Raw genomic sequence first — 15,773 nt, 5'->3', positions numbered from 1 at the left:
GGATGACCCCCGCCCAGAAATTGAGAATGGCTGCGTAAGTTCTACGATCGAGCCCCCATAAAAATGGGGGGATTACCTCCCCATGAGGCGATCCACATGGGTCGGCATATTGCTGCGGCTTTCGAATTAAGCTGCGAATTTCTGGTCTTCGCTGCCCCGCTCAAAACGATCGGGCCGGACTACGAGCTTGTCTTTGAACTGCGGAAAGACACCGCCCGCATCATTTTCGCTGCGAACCACGATCGTTCGTGGCTTGATGATCTCGTGCTTCTGCAGTCGCAAGTGGCCGGTGCGAAGAAGGCGGATCAAAGCGCGGTATCCACGGGCGGACATGCCGGTGTTCAAGGTCAACTCATGCAAGGTCTTGCCGCCGCCATGAGGCAACTCCGATACGACAGCGCGCGCAATTTTATCGGCAACCGGATCTTCAGGTCGCACTGCTGCGAGAATTTTCGCATTCGAAAGATCCACAGGATCCACATCAGCCTCTGACATGATGCGTACATCGTCGGCAAAGCCTTCTTCCCGCACCCACCAGGCGACTTCCTGCATCTCAATGAGAAAACGTCCCGAAGCCAAGCGAACCTCAGGCTTAACGGCGAAAGCAATTCTTGAGCCGCAGTGAAGAGTTGCTACGACATCGAAAACATGTTGCTTCTGATCGCCATCATCCCAGCCATAGCGAAACCGGACCTGTTCCTGCAAAGATGCTACGTTGAGCATCGCATTGAGCAGAAGGAGATTGCAAAGCTCGAGTAGGCTTTCTCCTTGCATCCGACATCCATCCCCGTCTCCAAGCACCGTGTGAGCGATGCAGTGATGAGATGATGCCTTTGCGACATTGCGTTCAGCTTTGGAAAAGGCGGGGAGACGGATGCCTCCCTGATAAAACGGATAGGACATTGATTTTCTCCGATTAAGGGTAACACATCCCGGTCGGTCGGAATGAGGTTGACTCTCAACTTCCTAGCCATGCGACAGGCGCACAGATCGATTGAGGGTCGGCTTGTCGGGGAAGAACTTTGACCTTGAAGCAACAATAGAACGGTGCTAGTGTTACTTTGCATAGGGAAGGCCAGTTCTTTCCAGAGGAGAGCGATCTGTTGGCGCAGATCGCTTTTTTCGTTCTACGGATCAGTCATTGAGCTTCCTTTCTTCATTTTCGTTTTTTCGCAAAGTGTTCTCTACGCCTTGAAGCTAGCCAACCTAAGCCTGAAAAGACAAGAGTTTTTTCATTTAAAATCATATGCTTAGGATTTTGCTGGTAAGTTTGCTTTTCGCATATGTTCGGCAGCATTTTCTAGCTAAGCCACTAGCGGGCAGCCCTACATCTTGAAGATATCCTGTTTCATTTCAATTTTATCGAGTTGCGAAAACCGGGCTTGCGAAGCCTTTTTGCCGCGAGACCTCAGAATTTTGGCAGAAGACCATCGCTACAAAATGCGAAGAATGCTCCCTTGAACAGGCCAGCTGTTGGCTGGCGACGAATCACATTGCTGATTTTGGAGGGCGCAAAGATCAGGCTTGCCTTTGCCGGAGCGCTTTTCCGATTTTGGATTTTCAGTCCGCGTGATCTCAGATTTGACCAGGGTCATCGATAAAGTCCTTCATGTTCGTCATTGCGATTTCGATTGCAGATAAAGCGACCGAAGCTGCTCAGTTCATATGAGCCGTATTTTGCGATGCGAGATATGAAGGTTTGTCTGTGTCATGGATGCAACTTAGCCCCCCAAATCACCCAACAACAAGTCAATAGGAGGTCAACGAAGCTCTTGGAGACAGCTTCCGTGACAACAGCGCAACAGCGACGAACTAACTGATAGCAGTCAATTGCACCGTCTTGCCAAGGCGTGCTACCAGTCCCCTATCAGGGTCAACTTACCCAGCTGCGCCTGATAGGGGCTTTCTGACCCAAAGGCGACCACCGGCTGCCGACCTATTTCGACAGTAGCTACCTTACTAGATTTATTTCTTCCTGCGCCTTGAAAAGGCTTGCGCCTCATCCACTCGAGCAATGAAAGCGGCAGGATGACACGACCGGCGCCAATAACCTGTTGATAGCTATCAAGCTGCAGGGCCCTAAAGTCTACGGCTCCAAAGGTTCAACGTATGGCAGCTTCCTCACCCGCGGCCGCCCCTCTCGCGCTCGTTTGACGATGCTCCGACATGCTATCTTAACGTTAAGGAATGGACCTTGCTGATTGACGCTCCGGCTCACCCAGTACGAAGCCTCGTCACCGAATATGGTGACTAAAGCATTTCTAATTTAACCTGAGGCATAGCCGGCAGCCTGAAAGTAGTTTGAACACTCCTGCGGGGAGTACATTGCGCAGATATCGCCAAGGGCTTCGAACACCGAGGTGAATGATCGCGCACTGATGCGTCTAAGGTGGGACTTCAATTTGGAGAAAGCCAACTCAATCGGGTTCAGATCTGGCGAATATGGCGGCTGATAGAGGAACCAGCATCCATGAGCCTTGAGCGCCGCAGCGGCTTCTTTGTTGCGATGGGTCGCGAGGTTGTCGAGAACGACTGCCGTGCCTGGCGCGATCTCAGGGATCAGGACCTTCTGCACATAGGCCGCGAAGGCAGGACCATCCATCGCGCCATTGATCACCCAAGGTGCGATCAGAGCCTCATGTGTCAGCCCCGCAATCAGGGTTTGGGTTCCCCAACTGCCGAAGGGCGCATCCATCGTCAGGCGTTCGCCACGCGGAGCCCAACCGCGCAGCCGGGTGAGGTTCGTTTTGACCGCTGTTTCATCCATTGCCCGGCAGTCGCTGCTTGCAGCGATGAGAGGGATTAAAGACAACGCTTTCCGGCATCCGCGCAATGGCTGGCAAACGGTGTGTGAACCAGTCCTCACGTCGTCGCCTCACCTGGTGGTGTAACTTCAGGTCTGGAAATTCATTTGATGCTGGCGCCATGAGCTTCTGCCGGGGCGCGCCCCGGCAGAAGCTGCCCATTCTGGTATTCCATGGAAGTGCAAACTCATCATGGAGACGGACAAATGGACGAGCGACAGGATACAACGGTTGAGGCCCTCATGGAACATCTGATCGAGCACGGTCCCAACGACATGGCGACAGTGTTCGCGCGAGCGTTCGAGTTGGCGATGCAGATAGAGCGTGAGCGCTTCCTCGGAGCTGGCCGCTATGAGCGCACGCCCGGACGGCAGGGGTATGCCAATGGCTACAAGCCAAAGCGCATCGACACACCCGCAGGCACGGTCTCGGTGCGGGTGCCCAAGACTGCCGATCATGATGGTCAGCCGTTCTACCCGCAATCGCTGGAGCGCGGGCGGCGCTCGGTGCGAGCCGTGATGCTGGCAGTGGCTGAAATGTATGTGAAGGGCGTTTCCACCCGTGAGGCTGAAGCGGTGATGCGTGAGTTCGGGATCGAGAGCCTGCCCTCCAGTCAGGTCAGTCGCGTTGCAAAGCTGCTCGATGACGAGCTCGCAGCATGGCGCAATCGGCCTCTGGGCGAGATCAAATATCTGATCCTCGACGCCCGATATGAAAAGATGCGCCATGGCGGGATCGTGCGCGACGCTGCGGTGCTCTCGGCAATCGGGATAGGCCCAGATGAGCGTCGCCGGGTGCTCGGCGTCTCTGTGGGCCTGTCGGAAGCCGAGCTGCATTGGCGCGCCTTCATCGAGAGCCTCCAAGCTTGCGGCTTGCGCGGCGTCCAATACATTGTATCTGACGATCATGCCGGACTGCGGACCGCGCGCAGGGCGGTCTTCGGCGGGGCCACATGGCAGCGCTGCCAATTTCACCTCGCCCAAAACGCCATCCATCACGCGCCGAACCTTGCCGTTCGCAAGCGCATCGGTGCCGAGCTCCGCGAGATCTGGAACGCGGCCTCCCTCGCCAAGGCTGAAACCAGCTTGGTCGAATTGGTCACCGAGTATCGCGATACAGCGCCGAAACTTGCTGCATGGCTGGAGAAGAATGTCCCTGAGAGCCTCACCGTCTTCACCTTGCCAAAACACCACCGCCGCCGCATGCGCACCTCCAACCCGATGGAGCGCAGCGTGCAGCAGGAGTTGAAACGTCGCACCGTTAAGGTCCGGGTATTTCCCAACGAGGCCGCCCTTGAGCGCCTGGTCAGTGCCGTACTGGTGGAGATCGACGACAAATGGGCCGCCGACACCAAGGCCTACATAAAGTGGGAATGCCAGGATGCGTGATCATGGTGTCAGAGAATTTCCAGACCACAGGTTGCACAATCCCTCACCTTGGCACGGTGACGTTCGGTAGCGACCAGTGACTTTTTTTGCGTGTAAATCCGAGGCGCTTTAGCAGATGCCCGATAGCAGAGTGCTGGACTTGCAATCCGGTTGCATCAGCAAGCGCATCACGCAACTCAAACAGTGTGATATCAGGGTCTTGGGTGATCAACTCTTCGAAAAAACCAACATGGGGTGCCGATTTCCCTGACCCTTTTGGACGACCCTGTACGGCAGGATCAGCCCGGCCCGTCGTTTGGATCTGATGCCGCCATCGGGCGCCCGTTGCTGGCGATAGCTTCAAGCGCGCTGCCGCCGCTCGCCCGCTTAGCCCTTCCTCAATATATTTCTGAAACCGCGCCCGAAGCGCTGATGGCAAAGGTGCTGACATAGTTCATCCTCCCAAACAGGATGATGATGTGGACGCCGCTGCCAGCGCAGCGCCAGGTATGGTGCTAAGATTGAGTGCAGCAAAACAGGAGCGTTCGAAATGCATATCAAAACAATCGGCCTTGATCTGGCGAAAAGCGTCTTTCAGGCTCACGGCGTCGACGAAGTTGGCAATGCAGTTCTGATCAAGAAGCTGCATCGAAAGCAGATGATTCCCTTCTTCTCTAAATTGCCGCCCTGTCTGATTGGTGTGGAGGCTTGCGCGACGGCGCATCATTGGGCGCGCACCTTGACGGCTATGGGACATGAGGTTCGGATCATGCCGCCATCATACGTAAAAGGGTACGTTAAAAGGGGAAAAAGCGACGCAATTGATGCTGAGGCAATCTGTGAGGCAGTACAGCGGCCCACGATGCGGTTCGTTCCCATGAAGACGATCGAACAACAAAGCATTCTGATGGCGCACAGAACCCGGGCGCTGATCGTGCGCCAGAGGACCATGGCAGCGAATGCGCTGCGAGCACATTTGGCCGAGTTCGGGTTGGTCGCAAACCCCCGTATCGCCAATCTTGTGAAGCTGGCCGACAAAGCGTTTGCAGATGAAACACTACCACCTTTTGCGCATCGGGCGCTTGAAATCCAGATCCGGCGCATGGCTGAATTGACTGACGAGATCGGGATGCTCGACGAAGAACTGAAGGCCTGGCACGTCAGCAACGAAGCAAGCCGCAGGCTTGCGCCCATCCCAGGTATTGGCGTGATCACTGCTACTGCAATCGCCGCCACAGTTACCGACCCGGAACAATTCCGCTCGGGAAGACAGTTTGCCGCATGGCTCGGATTGACACCACAACAACAATCAACAGGAGGGAAAACCCGCTTGGGTGGCATCTCGAAACAAGGCGATCGATATCTCTGGCGATTGTTTGTGGTCGGCGCGACCGCCGTCATGCGACACGCGAAGCGCAATCCGACCCCAATGACAGACTGGGTCAATAATTTGCTGGAGAAAAAGCCATTCCGGCTTGTCTCGGTGGCTCTTGCCAACAAACTCGCGCGCGTCGCATGGGCGATACTCACACGAGGAGAAACCTATAGACCTTATGGGCTCGCCGCATAAGCGCGCGACCCGATCCGAATTGGCAAAGGCAGTCAATGATGCGTAACGATCGAGCCAACGGAGAGCCAAACCCGTCTGATTCACCGCGCCCCACAAGCGCGCTAGATTGATTAGGGACCTCTTCAGCGGATTTCCATCAGGGCCAGCGGCGCTTTCGAAGCCGCATAAACAGGCCGGACATATGAAAGCAACCGATTACCCGCACCTCGACAAAATCAGCCCTTGCCAAAGGCGGCGTCCACATATGAATCACAATCAGACCAGTTTGGGAATCCCCAGCGATTCAGGTTTTCTTCGAAACGCTTTAGGGTGTCCGCAAATCTCGTGCTGGTGAGCTCTGCGGACCTTTCTGCCGTTCGCTGCAAGCGCATGATCCTTGGCTTCGCTAATGCGGCATCTGGAAAGGAGGGCGGGAAGCGGCCGTCCACTGCATCTGCGGTCCAAGAATGCGTCAGCAGTGGTAGCCGACATTCATACAGACGTTGGTTCGGGATTTTCTCTGCACCGCCGCATGGCGGCTTGGAGCCCCAAACTGACCGCGTAAGCCGTTGGAGGCTTCGCAGTGGCAGCATGGGCGCGCTTGGTGCGGCCGGCCCAAAGCCGCCGTTTGGATTCTGCAGCACGCCGCAGCGCGGCTTCCCTAGATCGGTCATTCATGCTTGCCGCAGAAAATTACGCGGTACAATGTCTCCCATGTGACTTGAAGCACTTTCTCTATGCGCAAGTGGATTAAAAGCAATGACTATTGAGTACAAGAAAGATGGGTCGGGATGGCATCGGTGGGATCTCCATCTTCACGGGCCAGGAACCAAACTGGCAAATGGCTACGGCGATATCAGTGAGGAAAATCTCCACGCCTATCTCGAATTGCTAGAGGACTCGGACGTTCAGGTATTTGGGATCACAGATTATTTCTCCTTTGACTCTTACTTGGTTGTTTCACAGGCGTATGAGCGCCTTTACCCAGACGGCACAAAGGTCTTTATCCCGAATTGTGAGTTCCGGCTCACGGAAACCGTGAGTTCGGACGGCCGCAATGTTCACACCCATGTCCTGATCGACCCTGCGCTTGCTTCCGAAACGAAGCTGCGTACCTTGCTCAGTGATCTGCAGACGCACAAAACTCGGGAAGGGCTGCGCCTTCGCTGCAGCGAGCTCAACTCGCGCGAAGAATACGAACAGGCCACAATCAGCCTGTCCGATCTTCAAACGGCTCTCAAGAAGGTGTTCCCCGACGAGACGGCCTATTTGATCGTCACGGCGGCTGGCAATGATGGTCTGCGCGGCGTTGACACTAAGTCCGCCCGCAGCAAATCGATCTCGGATGAGCTAGACAAGGCCAGTCACGCTTTCTTCGGGTCACACAAGAGCACCGGCTACTTCCTTAGTACGGACCGCTACGAAGATGGCATCCCTTCCGCGAAGAAGCCCGTCTATTCAGGCTCGGACGCTCATGCGATTGCCGATCTTGGCAGGCTCTCCGGCGACGAGGCAGGATACCCGCCGACTTGGATTAAGGCCGATTTGACGTTTAGAGGGCTCCGGCAAACACTCTTTGAACCAAAGGGTCGCGTGCATATCGGTGAGCGTCCCACCGTGTTGGAACGGCTCAATCAGGATGCAACCCGTTTCATCGCGGGGCTGCGGATTGATCAGATTGCGGGCTATGCGGGAGCCAACGGTTCCTGGTTCAGGAATGTTGCGATTCCCTTCAACCCCGAGCTAACGGCTATTATCGGCAACAAGGGGAGCGGCAAGAGCGCCATCGCCGACATTCTTGGGCTCCTCGGGGAGTCGCGCCAGCAAGAGCATTTCTCGTTTCTGACCGACGAAGCCCGCAACCGAAAATTCCGACAAAAAGGCTACGCCGAGAATTTCACGGCAACTCTGACCTGGGCGAGCAGAACCGAGCGTACGAAAAAGCTCGATGAGGATGTTGATGCGCTCCGGCCCGAAGCTGTCAAGTACCTTCCCCAGAACTACTTCGAAAGCTTGACGAACGAGATTGAGGTCAAAGCATTTCGGAAGGAGATAGAAGAGGTTGTTTTCTCGCATGTGGAGGAATCCGACCGCATGGGGAAATCGACGTTTTCAGAACTCGAAGACCTGAAGACCGCGCAGAGCAAGAGCGACATTAGCGCCCTAAAGGTACGTCTGCGCGAGCTAAACATCGAGATCATTGAACTTGAGCAGCAAGCAGACCCTTCGACCAGCGCCCGGTTGAAAGAGCAGTTGAATCAACGGCGCGAAGAGTACCGCGTCCTTGAGAATTCGAAACCTGCGGCTGTCGAAAAGCCGGAGGAAGAAACGCCCAAGCAGCGCGCCGTGTCCGAGGAGATAGAACAAACGCGAGCCCTTCAAGCGACCATCACAGAACGCGGCAAGCAGGCGGTCGACCGACTATCGGTCATCAAGACCGACATGATGTCGCTCGGATCGCTCAAGGAGTCCATCAACGCTCTCGACGCTCACGTAAAGCAAGGCAAGGAAGAGCTTAGGCCCATCTGCACACGCTTTGGTCTGGATATTGATCTCATCGTTTCCCACAAGATCAGCACCGCAAGCCTCGATGCCAAGGCTAACGAACTTGCCGCCGAAGTGAAGGCGCTGGAGGCCGAGCACGCTGGCGAGTTTACCGAGGGCACGGACTTTTCTGCGGTTGCCAGCGTCCCCTCCCTACGCAAAGCCCACCAGTATCTCACTGATAAACTGAAGGCTTTGCAGGAAACTCTGTCCGCGCCGCAGCGCCGCTATCAGCGCTACCTCCAGACCCTTTCGGAAATCAAGAAGAAGATGGAAGATGTCATGGGGGAGGATGAGAGTCCCAAGCCTGGCACCATCAAGGACTTGGAGGCCCGTATCCGCTACATCGAGGAAGACCTGCAGGCGCAACTTGATACCCGTTATTCCGACCGCGACAATCTCGCGCGTTCGATTTTCACCTCCAAGGAAAAGGTGCGCTCTTTCTACGAAAGCCTGAAATCCAGCGTCGAGGATAAGCTGGCAACCGTAAGTTCGGAGGCATTCGATGTATCGATCGACGCGTCATTCGTGGCGTCGCACGAGTTTCCGGGGCGCTTTCTGGAACTCGTGACCCAGACGGCGCGCGGGCCGTTTCGCGGTGCCGTAGAGGGGCGCAGCGATCTGGAAAAGCGCATGACAGACGTGAACTGGAATGACGTTGAAACTATCCTGAGCTTTGCCAAGAGCACCCTTGCCGACATCAAAGCGGAAGATATCTCGAAACAGATCAAGGACGTTAAGCGCCTCTACGATCTGCTTTTCTCGCTGGAATATTTCGAGCCACGTTATGAGCTTCGATTGGGCGGAAAAAACCTGAACCAGCTTTCCCCAGGCGAAAAGGGTCTATTGCTGCTGGTGTTCTACCTGCATCTCGACAAAGAAAAAACACCGCTAATTATCGACCAGCCGGAAGACAACCTCGACAATGACAGCATCTTTACAGTGCTCGCGCGTTGCATTCGCGAGGCTAAGAAATCTCGGCAGGTGGTATTGGTTACTCACAACCCGAACCTTGCCGTCGGGGCCGATGCCGAGCAAATTCTTTACGTGACGCTCGACAAGGCCGGCAACTACAAATTCACCTATGAAAGTGGTTCGATTGAAAACCCACGTATCAACGATGCCATCGTCAAAATTCTGGAAGGCTCCAAACCCGCGTTCGTTCAACGACGGCTGAAATACCAGATAAAATAGTGTGTCCGCGCTGTAACGATGCTGCGGAAGCAACGCGGCATCGCCGCACATCTGCTTCCCGCCCACTGTTCAGAAGATCCGTCTCAGACACGGGTTCTGACTGGTGATCCCGCTGCCTGCTGCGGGTTGCGTCTGAGCTTCGTCTATCGTCGGACCAGCGCGAGACTGCCGCTGGAAGGACAGGCTGAACACGAACGGCCCCGCAATCAGGTTACCTTCCAAGACCACGCGTGGACAGTATATCGGGTGGTCACTGCGAACTGGCTTGAGAGAAAGCTGGAGGGAAGCTGTTACCTGGTCATGTGGTAGTCACCAGGTTCGGGCGAAGTAACGAAAGGATGTTCCGGTGCCTCATAGTGAACGCCTTGAACGAAACGCACGCTGGAATGCCCGTCAACAAAAGCTGCATGTGCCGTATCAAGTAGGCAAAGATTGACACCGTCAGAAACCGAGCTGCGAAACTGCACTGCGTGAAAACCCTGTGCCTGCAGGATCTCGGCAAGAAGTTGGGTGATCAGATAGCTTACTTTGTCGTCTGGCGTGACAGGCGTACTCATCCATCGATCAAAGGTTTGGATGATCTCGTACATTTCCAGCCTTTCGTCGCTCGAAGAAAAAAGCGAAATGTCCGGGTCGAAGTCAGCTACGTTGAGGTCTTGCAATATCGCGAAACCCCCAATCGATACATAGTGACCTGGATGCGGGCGTATCTCGGCCAGCGCCGTATAGGGTGTAGATCCAAGATAGAGTACTGGCCGACCTTCTCTGTTGAGCCGCCCGTTACCTGGGTTTGGCGAGGCACCAATGGAAGCGCCCATATAGGGCTGCCGCACAATTTGGCTGTCGAAACCCCCTGAGCGAAGGAAGCGAGCTTCAAACCCTGTCCGTGCTCGAAACCAAGTCCCGCCTTTGGGAAGAACGAACTTGAGGTCAGCCAGGAATGGCTTGATTAACGCTTCGAGCTCACTCTCGATCTTCGCGAAGTTGGAAGTGTCGAGGCGTCTACGGAGTTCGCCTACCGACCTTTGTGTAGAACGTGAGATGGCTGAGTTCAACAAGCGCATTCCTTCGGCATCGAAACCGGCGTAAATTGATACGCCTTTGTCCCAATCTGGATATGGTGGTTCTTGCAGATGGTGATCGAATTCGTCGTAGTAATCGTTAGCGGCGAACGGCTCGACAACAGGATTATCCGCCTCATTGAACAGTTCGAGGACAGCCTCTCCTCCCCAGTGTGAATTGTAGGAGAATTCGTCCCAATAGTAGCGGATGAGCGCGCGCATCAGCATAACCATCGGCTCAATGTTTTCAGGGTTTCTAACCTGTGCATCGGTCCTGCAGCAAAACGCACAGATACCAGTGGCCAGGTCGGCGTTTATCATTTTCTTTAGGCTGGGATGGCGTGCGCAGTCGGTACAAACGCTGACCTGCAACTCTTCATTGTCGACCGCTTCGTCCATATATTTTTCAATCCATATTTTTCATATTGCTACAATGTTACGAATGATCGCAGACTTCCGGCTTCGTGGACAACTAAAAACGCATGCCGCAGAGGTAATGCCTGTCATTGTCAACCGATCCGGGGCGACTGATAAATCCTTCCCGAGTATGCCAAGAGGCGCAACGTCTGCTTCCATGGTGTGGCCGGGGCGCGCTCGCTTCCGCGGCGAACGGCTGCATACCGCCCAATCTGTAGAAAATTTTTTCACCGATTAAGAAATTGCAAAGTTCTTGACGTGCAGATAATCACATGGTTTCAAACGTGTTATGCCGTTCGCAGCCGATGCGAAGCGGTGAAACTACTCGCTCATAGAGCTCTCTTTAAAAAACCACAGCTCAGACATGCATGATCCCGGAAAGAAGGTAGCGTCGTACCGTCATAGCCTTGTTGAGGCACCCCATGCCATAGCGCACTCAAAATAGCCTCCTCGACAGCTTCCACCGTGGCGACGAAAAACGCGTCCATACAGCGCTCATCCAATCGTTTGGCTTCATGGATATCAGCGCTGTCGCGGCTAACGCTGTTGGCGGTTGTGAATGCGAGAGCAATGTCGCCGCTCTGATGGCCAATGTGGCTGCCCAAACGGCCAAGCGCTGCGGAACTTCGACGCGCCACCCGCGTCAATTGTCGCGACTCCATCGGTGCGTCAGTTGCAAGAATAATGATGATTGACCCACGGTCGGGATCGTCAATGCACTGCTCGGCCGGGGGCGGCAACTGACGCCCTAAAACCCGCAGCGCAGATTGTTGGCCGAAGTTTGACAGGACCAGCGCGCCAAGGGAGAACCCGGCGCCGCTTGCAAGCCTTACTTGCCGCGATGCCGAGCCCAGCCCGCCGGCGTAGCCAAACGTCTTCATCCCGCTGCCCGCGCCTACAGTGCCCTGCGCAAAGCGGGTTCCACAGGCGTTCAGTGCGGCCTCTGCCTGCGCCTCACCTATGGCCAGCGCCTGAATGTCGTTAACCTTGCCATCGTTGCACTCCAACGACAGCGGGTTAACCGTGCATAAGCTGCGCCCAATTTCTGGATTTGATGCGACGGCCCGCCGGATGAGTGCTGTGCTACAGGGGCCGACGCCAAAAGTATTGGTCAACAGGATCGGCGTTTCGATCTCCCCCAGTTCAGCCAGTTGTATCAGACCAACGCTTTTGCCAAAACCATTGATAACCGATAGCCCCGCCGTAACAGGTTGCCGGAACATATCCCCCCCATGCGGCAAGACCGCAGTCACGCCGGTACATCGGCCCTCCCCCCGCACATCGGTATTTCCAACTTGAACGCCGGGAACGTCGCAGATCGTGTTGTCCGTGCCCGTGGGCAGAGTCCACCACGTCGCGCAATCAAATGAATGTCGCATGATCTTCTCCGCTTAGCTGTCATCAAGTTTGGGGTCCAACGCATCGCGCAGGCCATCCCCAAGGATGTTAAAACACAGGACAGTGAGGAAGATCGCCAGCCCCGGGAAGAAGGTCAGATGCCATTCACCAGCAAGCATATATTCCCGCCCGGTTGCGAGCATGGCACCCCACTCGGCAATCGAAGGCTCCACACCCAGGCCGATGAAAGACAGGCTGGTGGCGGTCAGGATAGATGTGCCAATCCGCATAGTAAAATAGACGATGACCGCGCCGAGCACGCCCGGCAGAATATGTCTGAACATGATGATCCAGTTCGATGCACCCGCAGCACGCGCCGCTTCGACATAGGTCGATTCCTTTAAGCTCAGGGTGCCTGAGCGCACGATCCGCGCGAAAGCAGGCACACTAAACACCGCCACGGCGATGATGACATTGGTCAGCCCCGCACCCAGAATGGCCACGATTCCAATCGCCAGCAGGATACCGGGGAAAGCGAATAGAACATCGGAGATCCTCATAACCACAGAATCGAGCCACCCGCCGTAGTAACCCGCGAAAAGACCGGCGACGATGCCGATCACCGCCCCGATGGTCACCGAGACAAAGCCGATGTACATTGACAGTTTCGCCCCATTTAAAATCCGCGCAAAGATATCGCGTCCGAATTCATCAGTTCCAGCCCAATGCAGCAGCGACGGGCCTTCAAGCGTATTCTTATAGTCAAACTGGTCTGGCCCAAAGGGCAAAATCCACGGCGCCAGCACACCGCCGAGCAGCATTAGCAGCAGGAAAGCCCCGGCGATCATCGCGCCATAGCGGGTTGAGAAACGGCGACGGAATTCAACGAGTGGTGAGCGCGCGGTCTTTTCTGCACGGGCCGGCGCGCCGCTCATCGGGTCTGCGACATCAGTCATGGCGCGCTCCTATTTGTAGCGAATAGCGGGGTTGATGAAGCCGTACAGCATGTCCACCGCCAGATTGATTAAGAGGAATTGCAGCGAAAACAGCATGATCTCGGATTGCACGACCGCGTAGTCACGAAAGTTGATTGCATCCAGCAGCAGCGAGCCGAGCCCCGGCCAGCGGAACACTTTTTCCACCACGATGGAGCCGCCAAGCAAAAAGCCGAACTGCAAGCCGGCCATGGTCACAACGGGGATCAAAGCATTGCGCAAGGCATGCTTCCACACGACGATACGCTCTTTCAGCCCCTTGGCGCGGGCGGTTCGAATGAAGTCCTCCCGCGCGACGTCAATCACGGCAGAGCGGGTAAAGCGGGCCATGACGGCTGCCACACCTGCCCCCAAAGTCAGCGACGGCAGAATGAGATCGGATGGCTCATCAAAACCGCTGGTCCCCAGCCATCCCAGATTGACCGAGAACAGCTGCATCAACAGCAGACCGAGCCAGAAGTTCGGCATGGAAATGCCCGACACAGCGGCGAACATCCCCACATGGTCACCCGCGCTGCCCCGGCGCACCGCCGAGATCACCCCGGCGATCAGGCCAAAGAGCACCGACCATGTCAGCGCGGAAACCGATAGCCAGAAAGTTGGCATAAAAGCGCGTCCGATCATCTGCGAGACCGGCTCACCGGTGCGGAGCGACGTGCCAAGGTCCAGTGTGAGAAGGTTGCCGATGAAGTTAACGTATTGCGTCCAGAGCGGTGCATCGAGGTTCAGCGCCCGGTGGATAGATTCCATCTCAGCCTGCGTTGCCGTTTCACCGGCTAGCAAACGCGCCGGATCACCGGGCAACGCATGTACGAAAAGGAAAACGAAGATCGAGATCAGGAAGAGCACCGGCACCATCGCGGCGAGCCTGCGGAGAAAGTAGTTTAGCATGTGACGGACTCGTAGTTCTGGCCCGGCGCATGCAGCGCCGGGCCGGTTTCGGGCATCAGTTCTTATTCGTAGGCGGCTTTGGCATATTGCATCGTGCCATCAGGCATCTGGAAGACGCCGGTCAAACCTTTCTTGCGCCCTGCCATCTTGTTCTCGATGGCCAGCCAAACGACGGGGGAATCTTCCCAGATCTGCTTTTGTGCTATGGCATAGGCGTCTCCACGCGCTTCAGCATCGCCCGTATTCAGCGCGTCCTGAATGGCTTTGTCGACAGTCTCATTCGAATAGAACGCCATGTTATAGATTTTGGGAATCCACCCTTCGGTCGCATAGACCGGACGGAGATGCCAATCCGCATCCCCGGTCGAAGGGGACCAGCCGCCCATCAGCATATCAAAGGTCGCGGTCTCGGGATCCATGGAAGAAAAGACCTTCTCTGACCGAGTAGCGCCTTCCATCGGCACGATCTTCACCTTGACGTTGATCTGCGACAACTGCTGCTGAAGGAACTGAAGCATCCGCACGCCGGTGGAGTTGTTAATGCCCCAGATTTCGATCTCGAAACCGTCTTCATAGCCGGCTTCTTTCATCAGGGCGCGCGCCTTGTTGAGATCGGTTTCGAGCGGTGTCTGGGCCTCATAAAACCGGGTGTCGGGCGCGATGGGGCTGTCAGGCACGGTGCCATGGCCCGAGTAGACCACATCGACAAAGGCTTGCTGGTCAATAGCAAGGTTAAAGGCCTTGCGCACGCGCACGTCTTGGAAGTGCTCTTTTTTGGTGTTCATCGAGGCTGTCCAGACTGTGATGCCCGGCACTTCGAGAACCTCATGGCTATCGGCATTGTTCACACGCTTGGCCAGTTCGGCAGGTAGCACATGGATGAACTGAATCTCATCAGAAAGCATCATGGAAACGCGCGTAGCGCTTTCAGTGACCGGGTAGAACGTGACTTTGTCCACTTTGGGCCAATCGCTGTCCCAATACTCGTCGTTTTTTTCCACGACCACCCGCTCGCCGGGAACCCATTCCTTAAAGACAAAGGGGCCGGTGCCGACCGGATTGCGATCCACGTCTTTGCCCAGTTCTTCGAGAGCTTTGGGGCTGTGGATCACGACCGACGGGTGGGCGACTGTGTTGATCATCGCGCCGAAAGGCTCTTTAAGGTTCAGCACAACAGTGTAGTCATCGGGCGTCTCTACGGTGTCGACCACTTTGAAAAGGCTGTTCTTGGCGAGGTTCTGCGACTGATCTGCGAGCCGGTCAAAGTTGGCCTTGACGGCGGCTGCGTTGAACGGCGTGCCATCATGAAATTTCACCCCTTCGCGCAGCTTGAACGTAAAGGTTTTCGCGTCTGCGCTGCCTTCCCATTCGGTGGCAAGCTGCGGGACCAGTTTCATATTCTTGTCAAAGGTTATCAGGCGCTCCAACACGCCACTGGCGACTGAATAGTCGACGTTATAGTTGGAGTTATGCGGGTCCATGCGCTGGAAAATCTGGTCCATCGCGATGTTCAGGTCCGCCGCCGCCAGCGACGTGCCAAGCGCGGAACTGGCCAGCAGCATGGCACTCAGCGCGGTGCGTTTGAAAAAAGATGTCATGTCGGAAATCCTCTC

12 protein-coding genes are annotated in these 15,773 nt (G+C 55.7%); 3 read left to right on the top strand and 9 right to left on the bottom strand.

Translation table 11 applies throughout. The annotated features are described in order from the left end of the window. Positions 1-126: 126 nt before the first annotated feature. The 3 genes from ACGYLD_RS17060 to ACGYLD_RS17050 form a co-directional block, all read right to left on the bottom strand. Positions 127-903, bottom strand: coding sequence for a hypothetical protein (locus tag ACGYLD_RS17060; RefSeq protein ID WP_271689152.1), 777 nt, complete (start codon positions 901-903; stop codon positions 127-129). Positions 904-1,433: 530 nt separating this feature from the next. Continuing rightward, on the bottom strand, positions 1,434-1,595 hold the full coding sequence (locus ACGYLD_RS17055; protein ID WP_394403312.1) for a hypothetical protein: 162 nt from the start codon (positions 1,593-1,595) through the stop codon (positions 1,434-1,436). 671 nt (positions 1,596-2,266) lie between these two features. Next, positions 2,267-2,767, bottom strand: coding sequence for an IS630 family transposase (locus ACGYLD_RS17050; protein WP_394403310.1), 501 nt, complete (start codon positions 2,765-2,767; stop codon positions 2,267-2,269). A gap of 279 nt (positions 2,768-3,046) precedes the next feature. Here ACGYLD_RS17050 and ACGYLD_RS17045 point away from each other — a divergent pair, with 279 nt between their 5' ends. Further along, positions 3,047-4,192 carry an IS256 family transposase gene (locus ACGYLD_RS17045; protein ID WP_271689149.1) on the top strand — a complete coding sequence of 382 codons (1,146 nt, stop codon included), beginning with the start codon at positions 3,047-3,049 and terminating at the stop codon, positions 4,190-4,192. 43 nt (positions 4,193-4,235) lie between these two features. Here ACGYLD_RS17045 and ACGYLD_RS17040 read toward each other — a convergent pair whose 3' ends face one another. Then, positions 4,236-4,622 carry a transposase gene (locus ACGYLD_RS17040; RefSeq protein ID WP_394403308.1) on the bottom strand — a complete coding sequence of 129 codons (387 nt, stop codon included), beginning with the start codon at positions 4,620-4,622 and terminating at the stop codon, positions 4,236-4,238. A 99-nt stretch (positions 4,623-4,721) separates the two neighbouring features. Between ACGYLD_RS17040 and ACGYLD_RS17035 the strand changes: the two genes are divergently transcribed. Together ACGYLD_RS17035 and ACGYLD_RS17030 are read left to right on the top strand one after the other, a co-directional pair. Then, entirely contained in the window at positions 4,722-5,741 is a 1,020-nt protein-coding gene (locus tag ACGYLD_RS17035; RefSeq protein ID WP_394403306.1) for an IS110 family transposase, read from the top strand. A 738-nt stretch (positions 5,742-6,479) separates the two neighbouring features. Beyond that, positions 6,480-9,458: a TrlF family AAA-like ATPase gene (locus tag ACGYLD_RS17030; RefSeq protein ID WP_394403304.1), complete on the top strand. Its 2,979-nt coding sequence runs from the start codon at positions 6,480-6,482 to the stop codon at positions 9,456-9,458. A 290-nt stretch (positions 9,459-9,748) separates the two neighbouring features. Here ACGYLD_RS17030 and ACGYLD_RS17025 read toward each other — a convergent pair whose 3' ends face one another. The 5 genes from ACGYLD_RS17025 to ACGYLD_RS17005 all read right to left on the bottom strand — a co-directional run bounded on the left by ACGYLD_RS17025 (position 9,749) and on the right by ACGYLD_RS17005 (position 15,758). Continuing rightward, positions 9,749-10,918 (bottom strand): RES family NAD+ phosphorylase, encoded by a 1,170-nt coding sequence (locus ACGYLD_RS17025; RefSeq protein ID WP_394403302.1) that lies wholly within the window; start codon positions 10,916-10,918, stop codon positions 9,749-9,751. Between the two features lie 347 nt (positions 10,919-11,265). Further along, on the bottom strand, positions 11,266-12,315 hold the full coding sequence (locus tag ACGYLD_RS17020) for a P1 family peptidase (RefSeq protein ID WP_394403300.1): 1,050 nt from the start codon (positions 12,313-12,315) through the stop codon (positions 11,266-11,268). Positions 12,316-12,327: 12 nt separating this feature from the next. Next, positions 12,328-13,230, bottom strand: coding sequence for an ABC transporter permease subunit (locus ACGYLD_RS17015; RefSeq protein ID WP_259982631.1), 903 nt, complete (start codon positions 13,228-13,230; stop codon positions 12,328-12,330). 9 nt (positions 13,231-13,239) lie between these two features. Further along, positions 13,240-14,160, bottom strand: coding sequence for an ABC transporter permease subunit (locus ACGYLD_RS17010; protein ID WP_394403298.1), 921 nt, complete (start codon positions 14,158-14,160; stop codon positions 13,240-13,242). 62 nt (positions 14,161-14,222) lie between these two features. Then, positions 14,223-15,758, bottom strand: coding sequence for a glutathione ABC transporter substrate-binding protein (locus tag ACGYLD_RS17005; RefSeq protein ID WP_394403296.1), 1,536 nt, complete (start codon positions 15,756-15,758; stop codon positions 14,223-14,225). Positions 15,759-15,773: the final 15 nt, after the last annotated feature.

The sequence above is a fragment of the Sulfitobacter sp. 1A12056 genome (assembly GCF_043558125.1).
Taxonomy (GTDB): Bacteria; Pseudomonadota; Alphaproteobacteria; order Rhodobacterales; family Rhodobacteraceae; genus Sulfitobacter; species Sulfitobacter faviae.
Note: the sequence above shows the minus strand (reverse complement) of the source record. Positions and strands in the feature narration are given on the sequence as shown.

Bases quoted from the DNA above. Each gene is read 5' to 3' on its own strand.
- ACGYLD_RS17020 (WP_394403300.1), bottom strand. From the start codon at position 12,315: ATGCGACATTCATTTGATTGCGCGACGTGGTGGACTCTGCCCACGGGC.
- ACGYLD_RS17005 (WP_394403296.1), bottom strand. From the start codon at position 15,758: ATGACATCTTTTTTCAAACGCACCGCGCTGAGTGCCATGCTGCTGGCC.
- ACGYLD_RS17035 (WP_394403306.1), top strand. From the start codon at position 4,722: ATGCATATCAAAACAATCGGCCTTGATCTGGCGAAAAGCGTCTTTCAG.
- ACGYLD_RS17055 (WP_394403312.1), bottom strand. From the start codon at position 1,595: ATGACCCTGGTCAAATCTGAGATCACGCGGACTGAAAATCCAAAATCG.
- ACGYLD_RS17030 (WP_394403304.1), top strand. From the start codon at position 6,480: ATGACTATTGAGTACAAGAAAGATGGGTCGGGATGGCATCGGTGGGAT.
- ACGYLD_RS17010 (WP_394403298.1), bottom strand. From the start codon at position 14,160: ATGCTAAACTACTTTCTCCGCAGGCTCGCCGCGATGGTGCCGGTGCTC.
- ACGYLD_RS17045 (WP_271689149.1), top strand. From the start codon at position 3,047: ATGGAACATCTGATCGAGCACGGTCCCAACGACATGGCGACAGTGTTC.
- ACGYLD_RS17025 (WP_394403302.1), bottom strand. From the start codon at position 10,918: ATGGACGAAGCGGTCGACAATGAAGAGTTGCAGGTCAGCGTTTGTACC.
- ACGYLD_RS17040 (WP_394403308.1), bottom strand. From the start codon at position 4,622: ATGTCAGCACCTTTGCCATCAGCGCTTCGGGCGCGGTTTCAGAAATAT.
- ACGYLD_RS17050 (WP_394403310.1), bottom strand. From the start codon at position 2,767: ATGGATGAAACAGCGGTCAAAACGAACCTCACCCGGCTGCGCGGTTGG.
- ACGYLD_RS17015 (WP_259982631.1), bottom strand. From the start codon at position 13,230: ATGACTGATGTCGCAGACCCGATGAGCGGCGCGCCGGCCCGTGCAGAA.
- ACGYLD_RS17060 (WP_271689152.1), bottom strand. From the start codon at position 903: ATGTCCTATCCGTTTTATCAGGGAGGCATCCGTCTCCCCGCCTTTTCC.